Raw genomic sequence first — 18,875 nt, 5'->3', positions numbered from 1 at the left:
GTCTCACAACCCGGGGAGTTCGACGGTGAGCCAGTCCTTGTGGCCCGAGGTGGGGGCCACGAACTGGTCAAGGGTGCGGTCAGTGTCGTCGGGGTCGATGGTGACCCCCGACGACTCGCTCTGGGCGCGCTGCTGGGCGATCCGGGTGCGAGCGTCGGCAACGAGGGAGCTGCTCTTGCGCTCGATGCCGTCGATGGCGTCCTTGAGTCGCTCGACCTCGACGACGTGCTTGGTGAGTGACTCGGCAGCGGTCTCGTGCTGGGCGGCACAGTCGCGCAGGTGTGCGGCGCGATCGTGGATGCGTGAGCGCATGTCGGCCGCGGCGCGGCCCTCCCAGTTGATCGACTCGATCTGGGCCACCAACCGGTCAGCCATCGCTCGGATGTCGGTGGCCTGCTCCTGCAGCTGTGCGGCGCGCTTGCGCATGGCGGCGGGGTCGCCGTACATGGATCACCTCTCAATTCATGTGGCCTCTACCCCCGATCGAGCGGTTCAAACCGACTCAACCAAACTTCTTTTCCCAGAGTTGGCCGCTGGTAAACATCTCGCCGTGGCCGAGATTGTCCACCGCCCCCGTCGTGGGGGCGAGGGGCCGCGGATCCCGGCCTCGGGTGACTGGCTCACGTGCGGCCGAGGAACCCGGCGAGGCGTTGCAACCCCGTGCGGATGTCGTCGGTCGAGCCGGCAAAGCTGAAGCGGATGTGTTGGTTGCCGCGCACCGTGTCGAAGTCCACGCCGGGCGCCACGGCCACGCCGGTGTGCCGGAGCAGCTCCAGGCACCAGGCCATCGAGTCATCGGTGAGGTGGGCGATGTCGGCGTACGCGTAGAAGGCGCCGTCTGCCGGCGCCAGCTTGTCGATGCCCAGGTGCGGCAGCCCTTCGAGGAGGACCTTGCGGTTGGCTGCATAACGATGCACGTGACTGTCGAGCTCGGCGTACGACGCGTCGGTGAAGGCGGCGAGCGCGGCGTACTGGGCGATCGCCGGCGGGCAGATGGTGAAGTTGCCGGTGAGCACGTCGACGGGTCGGCGCAGTCGCTCGGGCACCAGCATCCAGCCGATCCGCCACCCGGTCATCGAGAAGTACTTCGAGAACGACGAGAAGACCACCGCCTCGCGCGAGGTCTCCCAGGCACTGCGGCTGGTCGGGCCGGAGGTGGCGTACTCGATGCCGTGGTAGATCTCGTCGCTGACCAGCTGGATCGCGTTCGTCTCGCACCAGGTGGCCAGGGCGGCGAGCTCCTCGGGCAGCAGCATGGTGCCGGTCGGGTTCGCGGGGCTGGCCACCACGAGGCCCTTGATCGGCCCGGTGGTGGCGACCAGCTCCTCGAGCTGGGCAACGGTGGGCTGGAAACGGGTCTCGGGCCCGCAGTCGACCTCGACGACCTCACACCCGAGTGCGGTGAGCACGTTGCGGTAGCAGGCGTAGCCCGGGCGAGCCATCGCCACCCGGTCACCTGGCTCGAAGGCGGCCAGGAAGGCCAGCAGGAAGCCGCCGCTCGAGCCGGTGGTGACGACCACGTCATCCCTGTCGACCTCGATGCCGTGCATGCGCTGGTGGTGGGCGGCGATCGCCTCGCGCAGGTCGGGGACACCGGTGGCGACCGTGTAGCCCAGCGGGTCACCGGAGCCCAGCAGCCGGATCGCCTCGGCGAGCACCGGGGCCGGGGCACCGCTGCTGGGCTGGCCGGCCACGAAGTTGACCATGTCGCCATGGGTGCGTTGCCGCTCACCCGCGGCGGCGAGCAGGTCCATCACGTGGAAGGGCGGGACGTTGGCACGGCTGGCGACGGTGAGACGGTCGGTCATGGCATCAGTGTGACCCGTGCCGGTGTCGGGCCATCAGGAACCCAGGGTTCGGACGTCAACAAGTCGCGGTTCGGACGTCAAGAAGTCGCGGTTCAGAGGTCAAGAAGTCGCGGTCGGCGCCTCAGGAAGCCGCGGTTCGTGCGGCGTGACGGCCGGCCCGGCGGCCGAAGAACGAGCCCTCGCCGAGCTGGGTGCCGGTGGAGTAGCCCTTGGCGTCCTGCGCGATGTTCGACGCGCACGCGCCGGCGGCGTAGAGCCCGGTGATGGTGGCGCCGTCCTCACGGCGGACACGTCCGTCCGCGTCGGTGACCAGACCGCCCATCGTGAAGCCGGCGTAGAGCGCCTTGCCGAGAGTGAGGTCGAAGGCGCCCCACGGTCCTTGGTCCTGCGGGGCCAACCACTCGGGCTGCTTGTGCAGCTCGGGGTCCTCGCCGCGCGCGGCGTGCTCGTTGTACGCCGAGAGCGTGGCGACCAAGGAGCCGGTCGGCAGCCCGAGACCGGCCTCCATCTCCTCGACCGTCTCCCAGCCGTCGATGAAGGGCGCCAGCGGGAAGGCGGGGTGCTCGATGTGGTCGCTGTCGACGATGAGGTACGCCGCGTGGTCGGGCTGGTCCATGACGAAGCTGGAGGTGCGGGCGTGATAGCTGTCCTCGGCGACGAACCGCTTCCCCTCCTTGTTGACCACGATCCCCTTGACCAGGCGCGAGGGCGGGTAGAACGGGGCAGTGATGAACGCCTCCTCCATGAAGGCGGTGGCTCCGCCGACCGACTCGCCCAGGCGGATGCCCAGCCCGTCGTCGTACGTCGTCCCGAGGACGAAGGGCTTCTCGGCGAGGTTGGGGGTGAACGTGGCGACCATGTCCTTGTTCATCACGAACCCGCCCGCGGCCAGCACCACCGCCCGGCACCGGACCAGGCCGGTCTCGGCGAACTTCTTCCAACGCACGCCGACCACGGCGCCGTCCTCGACCACGAGGCCGTTCGCGCCGGTCTCGTAGCGCACCTCGACGCCCTCGTCGGCGAGCCGGTCGCGGAGCAGGTCCATCACCAGCTTGGTGCCCTCGGTGTCTCCGGCAACGGGCACCTTGTGCCCGCGCGGAGCCGGCACGGCGGCGGTGTTGAAGGGGTGGACCTTCTCGTTGCCGGTGTACATCAGGCCCTCCGTGCCCGGCTGGATCACGGCCTTCTTCTCGTAGTACGAGCGCTCGAACTCGAAGCCGAGGGCCTCGAGCCAGCCGAAGTGCTCGACACTTCCCTCGCAGTAGGCGCGGATCTTCTCCGCGTCGGGGTCTCGGGAGACGGCGGTGAGGTAGTTGACCATCTCCTCGACGCTGTCGTCGTGGCCGGTGGCGGCCTGCACCGCGGTTCCGCCGCCGAGGTAGAACGCGCCGCCGCTCATCGCCGAGGTCCCGCCGTGCACCGCGGCACGCTCGAGGAGCAGGACCCGGGCGCCGCTGCGCGCGGCCTCCAGGGCGGCGCACCCTCCGGAGATCCCGAAGCCGACGACGACCACGTCGTAGGTCTCGACGTCGGGGGTGAGGTCTGAGGCATCGAGGACCTCGGGCAGCTCGGTTCCACTCATGGGGGCAGGCTAGGCCAAAACTAGAACAAGTTCCATATTTGTCCACGATAGGATCCAGACCCTGCCCCGACCTGACTGAGGTGCCCTTGTCCTTCGACGCCCACCAGCTCGATCAGTTCCTGCTGCTGGGGTCGATCGTCACCTTGGCCGCGATCCTGGCGGTGCGTCTCTCCAGTCGGGCCGGACTGCCCAGCCTGTTGATCTACCTGCTGATGGGTGTCGCCCTCGGTGAGGCCGGTGTCGGCATCGTCTTCGAGGACGCGGCGATGGCGCACGCCATCGGGTTCGGGGCCCTGGCCCTGATCCTGGCCGAAGGTGGCATCAGCACCAAGTGGTCCGAGATCCGCCCGGTGATCGGCCTCGGTGCCTCCCTGGCCACGCTCGGCGTGGTGGTCAGCGTCACCGTGATGGCGGTCGCGGGCCACCTGCTCCTCGGGTTGCCCTGGGAGCTGGCCCTGCTCCTCGGCGCCGTGTGCTCGCCGACCGATGCTGCGGCCGTGTTCTCCGTGCTGCGCGTGGTGCCGTTGCCGCGGCGGATCACCGGCACCCTGGAGGCGGAGTCCGGCCTCAACGACGCACCCACCGTGGTCCTGGTCGCGTTGATCTCCAGCGGGGCGCTCGCTGAGGACTCGATCCTCGAGATCGTTGCGGTGATCGTCTTCGAGCTGGTCGCGGGTGTCGCGTTCGGCCTGGCCGTCGGCTTCGGTGGGGCCTGGGTGATGCGTCGGATCGCACTGCCGTCGTCGGGCCTCTACCCGCTCGCCATCCTGTGCCTGGCGACTGGCGCGTACGCCTCCGCGGCGGCCGTCCACGCCTCTGGCTTTGCCGCGATCTACGTCGCGGCGCTGGTGCTCGGCAATGCCGAGCTCCCGCACCGTGCCGCCACCAAGTCCTTCACCGAGGGCATCGGCTGGATGGCCCAGATCGGCCTGTTCGTCATGCTCGGCCTCCTGCTCTCCCCGGAACGCATCGACGGCCAGACGCTGGTCTTCGCACTGGTCGCCGGGGTCGTGCTCACCCTGGTCGCCCGGCCGGTCTCGGTGGTGATCAGCTCAGTGGTGCGGCCGATGGCGTGGCGCGACCTCACCTTCATCTCGTGGGCAGGGCTGCGCGGTGCAGTGCCGATCGTGCTCACCACGATTCCGCTGGCGGCGGGGGTCGACGACGCCGAGCAGCTGTTCGACATCGTCTTCATCATGGTCATCGTGTTCACCCTGGTGACCGGTCCGACGCTGCCGCTGCTGGCTCGGCTGCTCAAGGTCGCCCAACGGTCCGAGCCCCGTGACCTCGACGTGGAGGCGGCGCCGCTCGAGCGGATCGCCGCCGACCTGCTCCAGATCACGATCAGCGCCAACTCCCGCATGCACGGTGTCGAGGTGGGTGAGCTCCGGCTGCCCCAGGGTGCCTCGGTGGCGCTGGTCATCCGGGACGGCGAGTCACGGGTGCCCGAGTGGCGTACCGTCCTGCGGCGGGGTGACGAGCTGCTCGTGGTCACCCCGCGACGACTGCGCGCACGCACCGACGACCGCCTGCGCCAGGTCTCCCGGGGAGGCCGGCTCGCGCAGTGGCTCGGCAACGACGCGAGCCCGGCCGACGACTGACCTGTTCCCCGGGCCGGCCGCGGGACCGGGCCGGCCGCGGGACCGGGCCGGCCGCGTGGAGCCAGAGGCCTCAGTCGAGCGGCGGCGTGCAGACGCGGGTGTCCTCGGCGGCCTTCATCTTGCGCGGCGACTTCTTGATCAGCGCCTTGAAGTCGTCGCCGACGACGACCACGATGCCGACGCCGAGGAGCTCCTTGTCGGTCACGACGCGGGTGCCGGCCCCGAACTGGGCGGCCACCAGACGGGCCGCGGTGTCCTGCTGGGCCGCCCGAACCTCCACACGCTTCACCCCGCTCCTGCGAGCGTTGCCACTGTCGCCGGGACCGAAGCCACGCACGATCAGCTGCTCCATCGTCTTGCTGGCCAGGCCCGAGCGCTGGCCCGCGTTGAAGACGCTGACGGTGATGTCGCCGGTGCGGACCTTGGAACCCTTGGGGATCGTCTTGTCGACACACACCGGGGTGCTGCCACCGAACGAGGACTTCGGAAAGCCCTTGGTCGCCTGGGTGAGCCCGAAGACGAGCATGAACACGCAGATCAGCCCGAGCACGCCCAGGGTCGTGGCCGATGTCTGGCGGCGGTCCATCAGCCCTCCAGGATGTGGACGCGGGCGTGCAGGACGTTGCGCTGCTGGAGTGCTGCCCGCAGCGCGCGGTGGAGGCCGTCCTCGAGGTAGAGCTCGCGGCGCCAGTAGACGACGTGCGCGAACAGGTCGCCGTAGAAGGTGCCGTCCTCGTCGAGCAGCGCGCTCAGGTGGAGGGTGTCCTTGGTGGTGATCAGCTCGTCGAGTCGCACCTGACGAGGCGCGACCTGGGACCATGCGCGGGAGTTCATCCCATGGTCGGGGTAGGGGCGGGAGTCGCCCACGCGCTTGAAGATCACGGTCGTGACTATAACGAGGACCGCCCACGATCCCAGTCTTGGCGAGGTGGGCGACCCGTCGTCACAGCGAAGGGTCGGGTGCAGGTCCTCCGCGGAAACCTCCGTCTTCCGCACCTTGCGGCAATCCTGTGGCGCCGAGACGGCTGGGGCCGCACACTGGATCCGTGCCCACCACCAACCACCTGGTCGCCTTCGTGCTCGCCTCGCTCCTGTTCATCCAGGTGCCGGGGCCCAGCCTGCTGTTCACCATCGGGCGCGCACTGACCGTCGGGCGGCGCGACGCGCTGCTCTCCGTGGTCGGCAACGCGCTCGGACTGGTCAGCCAGGTCGTCGGCGTGGCCCTCGGGCTCGGGGCGCTCGTGGCCGCGTCTGCCGCGGCGTACACCGCCCTCAAGCTGGTGGGCGCGGCGTACGTCGTGTACCTCGGCATCCAGGCGATCCGTCACCGTGCTGATGCGCGACGGGCGATGGAGGCCCCCGACGAGGTCGAGCCGGCCGGGTCCGTGGGCGGCGCGGTGTGGACGGGCTTCCTCGTGGGTGCGACGAACCCGAAGACGATCGTCTTCTTCGCTGCCTTCCTGCCGCAGTTCGTCAACCCTGCGGCCCCCACGACCCCGCAGCTGCTGCTGCTCGGGGTGGTCTTCGGTGTGCTCGCCGTCTGCTCCGACACCTGCTGGGCGCTGGCTGCATCACGAGCCCGTGACTGGTTCGCCCGCAAGCCACAGCGGCTCGACGGTCTCGGGGTCACCGGTGGCGTGATGATGGTCGGCCTCGGCGCCGGGCTCGCGGTCACCGGCCACACCACCCAGTGACCCGGGCCGTACCGCGCCACCGCCCCGAGCAACGCAGTGTCCACGTCACCTCCGCGGCGACCAGTCGCTCGTGGAGTGACCACAGGACCGCGCACGTGCACGGGGGCAGGCACCGCGCGCGGACAGGCACGTGCACGGGGCAGGCACCGCGCGCGGACAGGCACGTGCACGGGGCAGGCACCGCTCAGCCCTCGACCGGCTCGCTCCAGGCCAGCTGGAGGGCTTCGACGCCTCGGTCACGGGTGATGAGCCGGCCCCGGCCGGGAGGCTGCGGCTTGGCCCGCAGGTTGCCCAGGAGCAGGCCCTCCTCCGGGTTGCCGGAGAGCAGGATGCCCGGCATGGCCAGGTCGCGGATCGTCTGGATGATCGGGTCGTACATGGCCCGCGAGGCGCCACCCGATCGACGGGTCACGATCAGGTGGAAGCCGGTGTCCTTGGCCTGCGCCAGCAGCGGGGCCAGTGCGTGCACGGGTGACCCCTGCTGGGTGGCCACCAGGTCGTAGTCGTCGACCAGAACGAACGCGTCGGCCCCGGTCCACCACGAGCGGGCGCGCAGCTGGTCGGGCGTGACATCGGGTCCGGGCAACCGGTTGGTCAGGTACTCGGCGAGGTCCTTGAGAGCGGGGCCAGCCTGGGTGGCACTGGTCAGGTAGTCGAGGTTGTAGGCCTCGGGAATCTCCCCGAGCAGCGAGCGCCGGTAGTCGATCGAGATGATCTGGGCTTCCTTGGGCGAGCGGGTGCGCACGATCTCCTGCACCACAGCACGCAGCAGGGCGCTCTTGCCCGACTGCCCGTCACCCAGGACCAGCAGGTGCGGCTCGGCGTCCATGTCGATGGAGACCGGGGCGAGCTCCTTCTCGTTGATGCCGAGCAGGATCCTGCGCGCGGCCGAGTCGCCGGCCTGCTCGCGCACTCGCTCCAGCGTGACCTTCGACGGCAGCAGTCGCACCTTGGGGCCGCTCGGGCCCCGCCATGCCTCGGTCGTACGCCGGATCAGGTCCTCGACACCGTCACCCAGGGTGGCGGCATCCTGGTCGCCGTCGATGCGTGGGAGCGCGCCGAGGAAGTGCAGCTTGCCGGCCATCAGGCCTCGGCCGGGACGCCCGGTCGGCACCAGCTGGGCCACCTTGCGATCGATCTCGGAGTCGAGCGGGTCACCGAGCCGCAGCTCCAGGCGGGTCCCGAAGATGTCACGGAGCGCGGCACGGAAGTCGGCCCAGCGCCCGGCGGCGACGAGCAGGTGGACACCGAAGGTCAGTCCGCGCTGGGCCAGGGCCTGCAGCTCGATCTCGAGGTCGTCGAAGTCGGAGCGCAGGGTGCTCCAGCCGTCGACCACGAGGAACACGTCGCCGTAGCCGTCGTCGGCGCGACCCTGGGCGCGGCGGGAGCGGTAGGTCTCGATCGAGTCGATGCCGTTGTTGCGGAAGTAGGCCTCGCGACGATCCACGACCCCCTTCACCTCGGCCACGATGCGGCGTACGACGTCGGGCTCGGAGCGGGTGCCGACACCGGAGACGTGGGGGAGGGACGCCAGGGGCGTGAACGTGCCGCCCCCGAAGTCCAGGATGAAGAACTGGCTCTCCAGCGGGGTGGTGGTCAGCGCCATGCTGGTCACCATCGTGCGCAGCATCGTGCTCTTGCCGGTGCGCGGTCCGCCGACGACGGCGGCGTGTCCGGCGGCGCCGGTCAGGTTGACGGTCATCGTGTCGCGTCGCTGCTCGCGGGGACGGTCGACGATGCCGATCGGCACGGTCAGGCCACCGAGCCCGCGCCACTTCTGGCTGACCAACCCCAGCTTCGTGTCCACCGCCAGGTCGCCCATCAGCGAGTCGAGCGTGTCGGCGACGTCGAGCGGCGGCAGCCACACCTGGTGGGCGGGCGTGCCCTGACCGATCATCTTGTCGACGGCGATGTCGAGCAGCGACTCCTGGTCGCCCTGCTGCGGCCGGGGAGCCGCGACGGGCTCGACGATGTCGTCCTCGATGGGCTCGAGCGACTGCACCTCGGCGATCGTGAACGGCAGGATCCCGCGCAGGTTGCCGCCCTCGTCGCGTCGGATCCTCGCCCGGCCCGACGGGGCGCCGGAGACGTAGGCGGCCTTGAAGCGCAGCAGCGTGGACTGGTCGGGCTTGAGGAAGCCCAGGCCGGGAACTGCGGGGAGCTCGTACGCGTCGGGGACACCGAGGACGGTGCGGGACTCGACCGCCGAGAAGGTGCGCAGCCCGACGCGGTAGGAGAGGTGGGACTCGAGGCCGCGCAGGCGACCCTCCTCGAGCCGCTGGCTGGCCAGCAGCAGGTGGAGCCCGAGCGATCGGCCGAGCCGTCCGATGGCGACGAAGAGGTCGATGAACTCCGGCTTGGCGGTCAGCATCTCGGAGAACTCGTCGACGACGATGAACAGCGACGGCATCGGCGGGAGGTCCTCCCCGGCTGCACGTGCCTTCTCGTAGTCGCGGATCGAGGCGAAGTTGCCGGCCGCGCGCAGCATCTCCTGCCGACGCACCATCTCACCCGACAGGGCGTCCTGCATGCGGTCGACCAGGGTGAGCTCCTCGGCCAGGTTGGTGATCACCGCGGAGACGTGGGGCATCTCGGACATGCCGGCGAACGTGGCACCACCCTTGAAGTCGACCAGCACCATGTTGAGCTGCTCGGGGGAGTGGGTCATGGAGAGGCCCAGGACCAGGGTCCGCAGGAACTCGGACTTCCCGGAGCCGGTGGCGCCGATGACCAGCCCGTGGGGGCCCATGCCCTGCTGGGCGGACTCCTTGATGTCGAGGTGCACCGGCGAGCCGTTGTCGGCGACGCCTATCGGCACCCGGAGGCGGTCGCGGGCCGGCCGTTGCCGCCAGGCGGAGCGGGTCTCGAACGAGAACACGTCGCCGAGGCCGAGCAGGTCCATGAAGTCCGTCGGTCCGGTGCTCTCGCCGCTGGCGGAGTCGGAGCCGAGGGACACGGTGTTGAGCGGGGCCAGTCGTCGGGCGAACGCCTCGGCGGTGGCGAGGTCCATCTGGTCGGCGAGCCCCTTCATCGGTTCGCTGCGGACCCGCAGCGCGGTCACCGGCTGACGGCCGTCCTCGGGCGGAAGGTCGGCGAAGTCGAGTCGCAGGCGGGTGGGGTCGTCGAGCTCGTCCCAGCGCTCGGGGAGGTCGATCAGGGTGACCCCGTGGAGACCGTCCGGGGGAATGATGTGGTTCCCGGGAGGCAGGTGGCCCCCGTCGATCACCAGCAGGATGTGGGGGAGTGCCGGGCCCTCGTCGGCGCCGAAGCGCGGACGCTCGGAGAGGTCCTGGGGGAGCATCGCACCGAGGTCGTCCAGCGACGTGGTCACCATCCGTCGGGGACCCACGGCGTCACCCTGCTGAGCGCTCAGAGAGTGGGGAAGCCACTTGAGCCAGTCCCACTCGGCCAGGTGGTCGTCACTGCACAGCACGGCCACGATCATGTGCTCCGGGTGGTGGAACGCGCTCGCCGAGCAGATCATCGCGCGAGCCAACGCCCGTGCCGTCTCGACCGGCCCGGTGAGCTCGATGCGGTCGAAGGCGCGCAGGTCGATCGAGGCCGGCAGGTTCGGTTGCACCCGGTGGACCACCAGGAGACGGTGGAGTGCGGACGCCGCCGCCGGGTCGACCTGCTCGATGGGTGCGCTCTCGGGCGGGATCAGCTCCAGGGAGAGCGGCTGGGAGGACAACCCGTACCTCACGTGGAGGAAGCGTTCGTCCCCCGGACTGTGCTCCCACAGGCGGACCCGGTCCTCGGCCAGGGACGGGAGCACCGACGGGTCGGGGTGGTGCCAGTTCAGCGCCGCGCGTTGCTTGTCGGCGGCGTTGCGAGCGACCTCGCGGATGGTGGCCAGGTAGCGGAGGTACTCGGTGCGGGAGCCGCTGAGCTGTTGCTGGCGCTGCTTCCGCTGACGGTCGATCTGCACGATGATGAAGCCGACCGTGGCGAAGAGGAACATGCCGCCGGCGATCAGTCGCTTGATGTTGCCGCCGTTGTCACTGCTCATCGTGGCCACGACGAGGATCGACCCGACGCTGCCCAGCATCGGGATCGCCATCATCATCGCGTTGCCCGCACCCTCGCGCGGCTGGAGCTCCGGCGGTGCCTGGACCGCCACCTGCCCGGTGGGCACCTCGGGCGGTTCGAGGCGTTGTCCACTTCGGAGCGTCGTCACGGCGGGTTCTCCCTGCAACTTCTCGACGGATGCATCAGGTTCGGGTCGGGGTCGATCTTAGGGGCAGGGTGCGGGTCGAGCGCGACACCGCACGGCCGTACTACGCTTCCGGCATCACCGGAGGGAGTGTGCCGTGTCCGAAACTGTCCTCGAGGACACCATCGCGCTGACCGTGCACGGCTCCGCGGGCGCCGTCGACCTCGTCGTACCCCTCGGCGCCTCCGCGTCCGACGTGGCTCGGGAGTACGCCGCCCAGTCCGGGTCGGTCGACGTCCCCCGGCTGGTCACCCTGGGCGGCCGCACGCTCCCGGCATCCACCTCGATGGAGGCAGCGGGCCTCAAGGCGGGCGCGATGCTGGTCGCGTCCGCGGGAGACACCTCGACGCCGGGACCGGCCACGAACGCCGCGCAGGCCCCCGCCGGCAGCGCCGCTGCCACGGATGCTCCGGGCACCCTCCCCGTGCTGACCGGTGCCGCCGTCCTCGCGGTGGCGGGTGCGCTCGTCGGCGTGCACGCCGATGGTTGGCAGAGGGACGTCGTCCTCGGGTGCCTGGCCTTCGCGGCAGCCTTGGGTGTGCTCCCCGTCGGCCGCCACCTCGCCGCACGGGGGGTCGCTGCACCCGCCTTCGGCGCGGCCCTCGGCTACCTCCTGGTGTGGGAGCCGGGCGTCCATGCCCAGCCGTTGACCATCGGGGTCGCCGGCCTGGGAGCCGCCCTGGTTGCCGGCACGGCACGGGCTTCGGGCGCGGGGGCGGCCGTCGTGCACACGGTGTGGATGGTCGCGGGCATCGGCACCTTCCTGGTGTCGGGTGCCGTGGTGCTCACCGGAGCACCGCCCCACCTCACCTGGGCGGTGCTGCTCATCGCCGCCCTGCTCGCCACCCGATCCGTGGTCGCGGTGGCGATCGACGTGCCGGACCAGATGCTCATCGACCTCGAGCGGTTGGCGGTGACCGCGTGGTCGGCTCGCGACCGCCCCCGGGGCCGGCGCGGGCGCATCATGATCCGCGAGTCCGCGGTCGGCGAGGTGCTGGCCCGCGGAACCCGCATCGTCGACGCGGCCTGCGTCGCCATCCTGGTGCTGGTCCTGGTCACGGCTCCGAAGCTGCTCACCGAGGCCACCTACGACGTCGATCGGCAGGGTGCCCTCTGCCTGGTCTTCTTCACCGGCGCCGGGATCCTGCTGGCCGCACGGAGCTTCCGACACCCCCGTGCCCGGGCCCTGCTGCGGGCGGCCGGGCTGTTCGCCTGGGCCACGCTGGCGGTGGACCTCCTGTCGGGACTCTCCGAGCGATCCCTGCTGTGGGTCCTGGTGGTCTCGCTCGCATCAGCGGCCGGAGCCCTTGCGGCAGCGGTCGCCACGGGTCGCGGATGGCGATCGGCCCGGTGGGCGTCGAAGGCCGAGCTGGCCGAGACCTTGGCGGGGGCGTTCGCGATCGCATCGCTCGTGGTGGCCAGCGGCCTGATGCGCCTGGTCTGGGAGATTCCCTTCGTCGCCTGACCCGCTCCAGGAGGGTTGTCTGTGGACAACCGGAATGCGATGTTTACGGGGAAGAGGGACGGGTAACACAGGTCTCAGCGGCCCAGGGTCGCGGCAGAACCGATCAGCGAACTTCATTCCATCCACGACAGATCGCTCGGGCAGATCGTGCTCGACACGAAAGGGAAGGCATCCGATGAGCACAGGCGGATACAAGGCAAGTGCTGACGTCCTCAGCGCCGCTGCGAAGGACGTCAAGAGCACCCAGGAGGATCTTGACGCCATCATCACCGACATCCGGAACAAGCTGGACGTCCTCAACCAGACTTGGCAGGGTCGCGGCGGCCAGGCGTTCCAGGGCGCCATCCTCTCGTGGCAGCGCACCGCCAACCGGGTCACCGGCGCGTTGGACAACTTCCACGCCAGCCTGACCGGCACCGAGCAGACCTACAACGAGACCGACGACTTCGTCGCCGGTGGCCTGAACCGTTACGAGGACGGCGCTCTCTGAGCGCCGGACAGACTGAGACTGAGGAGAACAGACCATGACTGGGCACAACATCGCAGTTGGCTACGAAGACCTCGACGGTGCCGCGGCCACCATCAAGAACCGGGCGATCGACATCGAGGACAAGCTGAACGCCATGGAGCGTCGGATGATCGCTCGCAAGGACGAGTGGACCGGTGACGCATCCAACGCCTTCGACGAGTCGCGTGCCGACTGGGAGGGCGCGATGAACGACATGAAGAACGTGCTGAACGACATCGGCCACCAGGTCGGTCTCTCCAACCAGGAGTACCAGGCCGCCGAGGCTGCCAACGCGAGGCGCTTTCGCTGAGCACGAGTTGCCACGGTCCGTCAGGGCCGTGAAGGGGTTGTCGAGGGCTCGACGACCCCTTCTTGGCGTCGGGAGCGTGGCCGCCGCCGCGTGGTGAGGGCCGACGGTAGGCTGCACACCGCGTTGCGAACGCGCCTGCCGCAACAACCCGCTCAAGGACAGAACTCAAGCACAGAACTGGGGAGAGGATGTCCCAAGCCGCGACACCCGCCAGCACCTCCGGCCTCGTCCGGGTCACCGTTGCCTCCGGCACCCGCCGCGTCGACCTCGTGCTTCCCGGGTCGATCCCCGTTGCCGAGCTGGTCCCCGAGCTGGCGCGCAGCGTCGGACTGCTGGACTCCACCACCGTCTACGGCGGATACCGCGTGGTCACCGGTGACGGGCGCGAGCTCGTCACCGACGCCGGTCTCACCATGCAGGGTGTCGAGGACGGCGGACTGCTCACCGTTGCCGCCGGCATCGACGACCCGCCCCCGCGGGTCTACGACGACGTCGTCGAGGCGATGGCGGACGCGGTCGAGCGTGACCTGAAGCCCTGGGAGCCGTCGGCCGGCCGTCGTACGGCGCTCACCGCCAGCTCCCTCCTGCTCGCCCTCGGAGCCCTGGCGTTGCTCCTGCAACGCGGCTCGACGGTCGGCTCGGCCGCAGCCTGCATCATTGCTGCCCTCCTCGTGGTGGGCGCAATCGTGCTCAGCCACGTGCAGCATGAGCGCGAGGCCGCGATCTGCCTGGCCTGGATGGGCGCGGCGTACGGCGCCGTGGCCGGCTTGATGCTGGTCCCTGACGGAGGCGTCCTGGGCACCCCGATGGTGGCGGCCGGTGCCGGTGCGCTGGTCGCCGGTGCCGTTGCCCTGGTGGGGCTCGGTGAGGGCCGTGCCCTGGTCATCCCGGCGGTCGTCGTGGGCAGCATCTTCTGCGTCGTGGGCCTGGTCATGAACGCCGCCGACCTCGACCCCGCGGTCGTGTTCACCGTCGTGCTGTCGCTGGTCGTGGTCGCGGGCAGCGTCCTGCCCTGGCTGGCGCTGGCCGCCACCCACTCGCGCGTGGAGCAGCTCTACTCCCACGCCGACATCACCAACGACCCGGATCCCATCGACCCGCAGGTCGTCCACGGGGACGCCCTGGTCGGTCACGAGATCCTGCTCGCGGTGACCGCGACCGTCGGTGCCCTGCTGGTGCTGTGCGCGCCGATGGCGGTCTCGCTCGGCCTGTTCGGGACGCTGCTCGCAGTGGCCGCCTGCGCGGTGGTCATGTTGCGCACCCGTCAGTACCGCTCCGGCTCCGAGGTGCTCGCCGGGCTCTGCTCCGGCGTCCTCGGTCTCCTCTCCACGGCCGGCGCCGTGCTGGTCTTCCACCCTGACTGGCGTCCCACGGCTGCCGTCGTCCTCGCTGCGACCTCGGCGCTGTTGCTGGCCAGCACCCTGGTCCCGAGCTCCCCGTCCGTGCGTCGGGGCCGGATGGGCGACGTCGCCGAGGTGGTGGCGTTGCTCGCGTTGGTCCCGCTGCTGGTGGTGGCCAGTGGGCTCTTCGACCGCGTGAGTGGGTGAGCCCCGATGTCCACCAAGCGTGACCTGGTCGAGGCGCACGCCTTCAGCCGCCGGCGGCTCGTCACCGCGTTCGTGAGTGGGGCTCCCGGCGGCCGAGAGGTCGAACCGGTCCGCCAGACCCGAGTGGTCATCGGCGGCATCGCGCTCGGCGTGCTCCTGGTCGCCGGGGCTGCGCTGGCCGCCATCCTCGGTGGTGGCCGGTCGCCCTCCGACTGGCTCGACCCCGGCGTGGTGATCTCCAAGGAAGAAGGCAGCCGCTACGTCGTGCTGACCGAGGGAGGCGAGCTGCACCCGGTGCTCAACCCGGTCTCCGCCAAGCTCCTGCTCGGCGACACCGAGCCGAAGGTCGTCAAGGAGGAAGTGATCCGCGGGGAGCCGCTCGGCGCCCAGATCGGCATCTACGGCGCGCCGGACGGGGTGCCCGAGGTGGACTTCCTCCGCTCCACGGGCTGGACCTCCTGCACGACCACGGAGGCAGCGAGCAGGCTCCACATCGGTGACCGCAACACCGCGGCCCCGGTCGCGAACACCGCGATGGTGGTGACGGTGGCCTCGGGGAAGGGCAAGCAGACCTACTACCTGGTGGCGCCATCGGGCGACCCCGAGCACGGCTACTTCCGCTACCGAATGGGCAGCAGGGCCCAGGCGGACCCACTGCTCGGCGACCTCAGTCTCGACGGGGCCGAGGAGTTCCGGGTCTCCCCGCGATGGCTCAACCTCTTCCCCCAGGGGCCGGCGCTGGCCCGCACGAGCTTCAACCTGCCCGGCGGCAGCCCGAAGGCCTCCTACGGCGCCGACCTCGGAGACCCGACCCTGAGGGTCGGTCAGCTGGTCCGCAACCCGAGCTCCGACCAGGTCTACGTACTCGGCACCGACGGGCCGAAGCTGCTCACCGACTTCTCCCAGCGTGTCTACCGAGCCGTCTCCGACGTCGGCGCGCCGAAGGACGTCGAGAGACTGGCGGGTGAGCCGGTCGACGCGCTCGACGACTGGCCGGCCGCCGTGCCCCAGCCGTTGCTCGACGACGAGGCGTGCGCGCTGCTCGACGCCGACGCCGGCGAGGTGGCCCGGGTCCGCCTGGCCGTCAACCCGTCGCCCGAGGAGAGCGCCGTCGACGCCGATCCGGGTTCCACGGAGGTCGCCGTCGAGCCGTCGTACGGCGCCTATGTCAACGTGGGCCAGTTCGGCGACGAGACCGGTGGCTCGCCGGTGCTGATCGACATGAACGCCACCCGCTACCGCCTCGGTGGGGAGAAGGGCCTGGCCGCCGAGAGGTTCGGCTACGGCGACTATGACGCGCCCACCGTGCCGGACTCCTGGACCGAGGGCTTCGACTGCGGCCCCGAGCTCTCCCAGGAGGCCGCGCGGCGTTCGCCGGACCCCAGGAGCATGGCTCGATGCGACCGCTGAGTCGGCTGGCGCCCCTGGCGCTGGTGGCGGGGCTGGCCGGCCCCGGTGCGCTCGCCGTCGTCGCTCCCGCCCCGGCGTACGCCGCGGAGAAGGTCGGGTGCTCGACCGCGGAGCCGGGGGAGGACACTCCGTCGACCGACGTGAGCGCGGCCGATGACGAGAAGAACCCGGCCCTGCAGGCGCTGCGGCTCGACGACGTCCACACGATCGCCACCGGCCGGGGGGTCGGCGTCGCCGTGATCGACTCGGGCGTCCAGACCAGCAGCAGCCTGGCCCCCCGCCCGGGCACGTCGTTCGTCGGTGGCGCGAACATCCTCGACGGTCACGGCACCATCGTGGCCGGGTTGATCGCCGGCCAGGGCGACACCACGTCGATCGCCCCGGGAGCCTACGTCGTGCCCGTCCGGGTGAGTGCCTCCGAACCCGACCAGGACGATCCCCAACCCGGTTCGGTGGAGCCCGGCAACGTCGCCCAGGCGATCCGCTGGGTCGTCGACCAGCGCAGGACCAAGGACCCCGACCTGCGGGTGATCAACCTGTCCCTCGGGTTCGCCGAGCGCAACCTCCCCGACGTCGCCAAGGCCGTGGAGGCCGCCGAGGACGCCGGCATCGTCGTGGTGGCGGCCGCTGGCAACCGACCGTCCGACAGCACGGAGGACCCCGACGAGGCGGAGTCGTCGGAGGAGGCCGACAAGCCGGAGAAGATGCCCGACGAGGTGCTGTTCCCGGCCACCCTCGAGACCGTGATCGCGGTGACGGCCCGCGACGAGGACCTCGCGATGACCACCGACGCGGTCTACGCGGGTCCTGAGATCGACGTGTCGGCACCCGTGGTCGGGCTGCGCTCGGTCATGCTCGGCGGCCTGCTCTGCGACATCCCGGTGACCGCGTCGAGCTGGGCCACCGCAGAGGTCAGCGGGCTCGCCGCTCTCCTGTTCGAGCAGGACCCCACCCTGACCCCGGCGCAGGTCCGCACCCGCATCGAGCTGACCGCGCAGGGCGGGTTCCAGGACAGCGCCACCGACGGCCACGGCATGATCCAGCCCTACCAGGCGCTGACCACCGTCCTCGACATCGCCAAGGACGGAACTCTGCGCGAGGACAGCGGCAGCCGCCGGGAGGAGTTCGTCGCGGGCAAGCCTGACGTCCGCGGTGATGCCTACGCCTCGAGTCGTGAGCACCTCGTCTGGTGGGGCGTCGGTGCGGGTGGCGCGGTGCTGCTGGTGCTGATCCTGCGCCCGTTGACCGCCCGCCGCCGCGGCTGAGACCGCCGTCGTCGCCACCCCCGCCGGCGTCGCAGCCCGGCGTCGCAGCGGGTCCGCGACAGCTGAGCCCGCAGTCACCGAAAAGTCGGCATGATCTGCACGGCGAGGCGGCACGGGGTGGGGAGGTGTGCGGGCGGTTGAAATCCAAGAACGCCCGGACCGTGTGGTCCGGGCGTCCAGTGGCGGAGGTAGGGGGATTCGAACCCCCGAGGGCGTTAACCCAACCCGCTTTCCAAGCGAGCGCCATAGGCCACTAGGCGATACCTCCGCGGAGGAGATTACCTGCCCGTGCCGAGGGTGAGAAATCCGGCCGTCGAGGGTCACTCACTTTGGTTGCTGTCCGGCCTCTGGCCTACACTCTCGGCAACCCCCCGTGCGGCGGCATCTCGCTGAACTCCCCCAGGGCCGGAAGGCAGCAAGGGCAGGTGAGCTCTGTCGGGTGCACGGGGGGCCTTTGCGTCTCCGGGTGCGATCGGACCGGTCGGCACCGGGCGCACAGCACGTATCCTCCGAGCATGGGTATTCGACGGGGTGCCGCGTGGTTGCTGCCTGTGGCCCTCGTGCTGTCCGTGGCTGCCTGCTCGGAGGGTGGTGGATCCGGCGCTGACCCCTCGGAGTCCGCTGCGCCCAGCGCCTCCAGCACGCCGCCGCCCGACGCCGTACGCACGGAGGACCTCGTGGTGCCCAGCGACCTGGAGTCGCTGGCCGCCGACTACAACAAGTCGCAGGAGGTGGACGGGCCGACGCTGGGGCCGCTGCGCGGCGCCGACGTCAGCTGGCCGCAGTGCCCCAAGGGGATGGGCATCCCCGAGAAGCAGGGGCAGGGACAACCGATGCCCGTGCCGGAGGCCGAGTTCGTGATCATCGGGCTCACCAACAGTCCGTCGTTCACGGTCAATCCCTGCCTCGAGGACCAGCTCGCGTGGGCCCGCGAGCGCGACCTGATGGTGGCGGCGTACGCGATCGTCAGCCATCCCGACGCCGCGACGGTCGAGAAGCTCGGCGACGACGGGCCGTACGACGGCAGCTCCCGGCTCGGCGCACTGCGCAACGTCGGCTACCAGGCAGCACTGCACAACGTGCGGACGATGAACGCCGCCGGCCTCGACAGCCCGATCGTGTGGATCGACGTGGAACCCGTCGGCACCTTCGAGTGGAGCTCCGACACCGAGGCCAATGCGGCCGTCGTGGAGGGCACCGTGCGTGGCTACCGCGACCAGGAGCTGCGGATCGGGTTCTACTCGCTCCCGTCGATGTGGTCGAAGATCGTGGGTGGCCTGACCTTCGGGGCCCCGGAGTGGCGCCCGGCGGGCCTCAACTCGCAGGCGGTCGCCGAGGAGCGTTGCGGCGCCGAGTGGTCCTTCCAGGGCGGTGACGCGGTCTTCGGCCAGTGGGTCGCCGACCACCGTGACCACAACATCACCTGCCCCGGAGTCCGGCTCGAGCGGGATCGCTGGTTCCACACGTTCTGA

The 18,875-nt window shown here is 70.5% G+C and carries 15 protein-coding genes, 1 tRNA gene and 1 other RNA gene; 10 read left to right on the top strand and 7 right to left on the bottom strand.

Annotated elements, in window-relative coordinates:
• Positions 1–3: 3 nt before the first annotated feature.
• The 3 genes from ncot_RS18130 to ncot_RS18120 form a co-directional block, all read right to left on the bottom strand.
• Positions 4–447, bottom strand: a complete 444-nt coding sequence (locus ncot_RS18130; RefSeq protein ID WP_168618861.1) for a hypothetical protein — start codon at positions 445–447, stop codon at positions 4–6.
• A gap of 173 nt (positions 448–620) precedes the next feature.
• Positions 621–1,808: a pyridoxal phosphate-dependent aminotransferase gene (locus ncot_RS18125; RefSeq protein WP_168618860.1), complete on the bottom strand. Its 1,188-nt coding sequence runs from the start codon at positions 1,806–1,808 to the stop codon at positions 621–623.
• 121 nt (positions 1,809–1,929) lie between these two features.
• Positions 1,930–3,390 carry an FAD-binding protein gene (locus tag ncot_RS18120; RefSeq protein WP_168618859.1) on the bottom strand — a complete coding sequence of 487 codons (1,461 nt, stop codon included), beginning with the start codon at positions 3,388–3,390 and terminating at the stop codon, positions 1,930–1,932.
• A gap of 80 nt (positions 3,391–3,470) precedes the next feature.
• On the opposite strand from ncot_RS18120, the gene ncot_RS18115 reads away from it, so the two are divergent.
• Positions 3,471–4,991, top strand: a complete 1,521-nt coding sequence (locus ncot_RS18115) for a potassium/proton antiporter (protein ID WP_346766626.1) — start codon at positions 3,471–3,473, stop codon at positions 4,989–4,991.
• A gap of 70 nt (positions 4,992–5,061) precedes the next feature.
• Here ncot_RS18115 and ncot_RS18110 read toward each other — a convergent pair whose 3' ends face one another.
• Together ncot_RS18110 and ncot_RS18105 are read right to left on the bottom strand one after the other, a co-directional pair.
• Positions 5,062–5,577: a LytR C-terminal domain-containing protein gene (locus ncot_RS18110; protein WP_168618858.1), complete on the bottom strand. Its 516-nt coding sequence runs from the start codon at positions 5,575–5,577 to the stop codon at positions 5,062–5,064.
• Complete coding sequence (locus ncot_RS18105; protein WP_168618857.1) at positions 5,577–5,873, bottom strand: type II toxin-antitoxin system VapB family antitoxin; 297 nt, start codon at positions 5,871–5,873, stop codon at positions 5,577–5,579. The genes ncot_RS18110 and ncot_RS18105 overlap by 1 nt, the downstream gene beginning before the upstream one ends.
• A gap of 164 nt (positions 5,874–6,037) precedes the next feature.
• On the opposite strand from ncot_RS18105, the gene ncot_RS18100 reads away from it, so the two are divergent.
• On the top strand, positions 6,038–6,685 hold the full coding sequence (locus ncot_RS18100; RefSeq protein WP_168618856.1) for a LysE family translocator: 648 nt from the start codon (positions 6,038–6,040) through the stop codon (positions 6,683–6,685).
• 184 nt (positions 6,686–6,869) lie between these two features.
• Here ncot_RS18100 and eccCa read toward each other — a convergent pair whose 3' ends face one another.
• Positions 6,870–10,862: a type VII secretion protein EccCa gene (gene eccCa / locus ncot_RS18095; RefSeq protein ID WP_168618855.1), complete on the bottom strand. Its 3,993-nt coding sequence runs from the start codon at positions 10,860–10,862 to the stop codon at positions 6,870–6,872.
• A gap of 133 nt (positions 10,863–10,995) precedes the next feature.
• Here eccCa and ncot_RS18090 point away from each other — a divergent pair, with 133 nt between their 5' ends.
• The 6 genes from ncot_RS18090 to ncot_RS18065 all read left to right on the top strand — a co-directional run bounded on the left by ncot_RS18090 (position 10,996) and on the right by ncot_RS18065 (position 17,403).
• On the top strand, positions 10,996–12,363 hold the full coding sequence (locus ncot_RS18090) for a hypothetical protein (protein WP_168618854.1): 1,368 nt from the start codon (positions 10,996–10,998) through the stop codon (positions 12,361–12,363).
• A 175-nt stretch (positions 12,364–12,538) separates the two neighbouring features.
• A complete protein-coding gene (locus tag ncot_RS18085) occupies positions 12,539–12,853 on the top strand; it encodes a WXG100 family type VII secretion target (protein WP_168618853.1) in 315 nt (104 codons plus the stop codon).
• Positions 12,854–12,887: 34 nt separating this feature from the next.
• Positions 12,888–13,181 carry a WXG100 family type VII secretion target gene (locus ncot_RS18080; protein ID WP_168618852.1) on the top strand — a complete coding sequence of 98 codons (294 nt, stop codon included), beginning with the start codon at positions 12,888–12,890 and terminating at the stop codon, positions 13,179–13,181.
• Positions 13,182–13,369: 188 nt separating this feature from the next.
• The gene (eccD, locus tag ncot_RS18075) at positions 13,370–14,728 is read left to right on the top strand and encodes a type VII secretion integral membrane protein EccD (RefSeq protein WP_168618851.1); all 1,359 of its coding nucleotides are present in this window, start codon (positions 13,370–13,372) and stop codon (positions 14,726–14,728) included.
• 6 nt (positions 14,729–14,734) lie between these two features.
• Positions 14,735–16,138 (top strand): type VII secretion protein EccB, encoded by a 1,404-nt coding sequence (locus ncot_RS18070; RefSeq protein WP_168618850.1) that lies wholly within the window; start codon positions 14,735–14,737, stop codon positions 16,136–16,138.
• Positions 16,126–17,403 carry a S8 family serine peptidase gene (locus ncot_RS18065; protein WP_168618849.1) on the top strand — a complete coding sequence of 426 codons (1,278 nt, stop codon included), beginning with the start codon at positions 16,126–16,128 and terminating at the stop codon, positions 17,401–17,403. Before ncot_RS18070 ends, ncot_RS18065 begins: the two co-directional genes overlap by 13 nt.
• Positions 17,404–17,583: 180 nt before the next feature.
• On the opposite strand, the gene ncot_RS18060 is transcribed toward ncot_RS18065, so the two are convergent.
• Positions 17,584–17,671, bottom strand: a tRNA-Ser gene (locus ncot_RS18060).
• A gap of 97 nt (positions 17,672–17,768) precedes the next feature.
• Between ncot_RS18060 and ffs the strand changes: the two genes are divergently transcribed.
• Positions 17,769–17,859: signal recognition particle sRNA small type (ffs, locus tag ncot_RS18055), an RNA gene on the top strand.
• A gap of 59 nt (positions 17,860–17,918) precedes the next feature.
• Positions 17,919–18,875 (top strand): hypothetical protein, encoded by a 957-nt coding sequence (locus ncot_RS18050; RefSeq protein ID WP_168618848.1) that lies wholly within the window; start codon positions 17,919–17,921, stop codon positions 18,873–18,875.

Origin of the sequence: Nocardioides sp. JQ2195 (assembly GCF_012272695.1) — a bacterium.
GTDB lineage: Bacteria > Actinomycetota > Actinomycetes > Propionibacteriales > Nocardioidaceae > Nocardioides.
This window is presented reverse-complemented; position numbering and strand designations above follow the sequence as displayed.

Excerpts from the sequence above, each read along its gene's own strand:
- ncot_RS18130 (WP_168618861.1), bottom strand. The coding sequence starts at position 447 with ATGTACGGCGACCCCGCCGCCATGCGCAAGCGCGCCGCACAGCTGCAG.
- ncot_RS18125 (WP_168618860.1), bottom strand. The coding sequence starts at position 1,808 with ATGACCGACCGTCTCACCGTCGCCAGCCGTGCCAACGTCCCGCCCTTC.
- ncot_RS18120 (WP_168618859.1), bottom strand. The coding sequence starts at position 3,390 with ATGAGTGGAACCGAGCTGCCCGAGGTCCTCGATGCCTCAGACCTCACC.
- ncot_RS18110 (WP_168618858.1), bottom strand. The coding sequence starts at position 5,577 with ATGGACCGCCGCCAGACATCGGCCACGACCCTGGGCGTGCTCGGGCTG.
- ncot_RS18085 (WP_168618853.1), top strand. The coding sequence starts at position 12,539 with ATGAGCACAGGCGGATACAAGGCAAGTGCTGACGTCCTCAGCGCCGCT.
- ncot_RS18080 (WP_168618852.1), top strand. The coding sequence starts at position 12,888 with ATGACTGGGCACAACATCGCAGTTGGCTACGAAGACCTCGACGGTGCC.
- eccD (WP_168618851.1), top strand. The coding sequence starts at position 13,370 with ATGTCCCAAGCCGCGACACCCGCCAGCACCTCCGGCCTCGTCCGGGTC.
- ncot_RS18070 (WP_168618850.1), top strand. The coding sequence starts at position 14,735 with ATGTCCACCAAGCGTGACCTGGTCGAGGCGCACGCCTTCAGCCGCCGG.
- ncot_RS18065 (WP_168618849.1), top strand. The coding sequence starts at position 16,126 with ATGCGACCGCTGAGTCGGCTGGCGCCCCTGGCGCTGGTGGCGGGGCTG.
- ncot_RS18050 (WP_168618848.1), top strand. The coding sequence starts at position 17,919 with ATGGGTATTCGACGGGGTGCCGCGTGGTTGCTGCCTGTGGCCCTCGTG.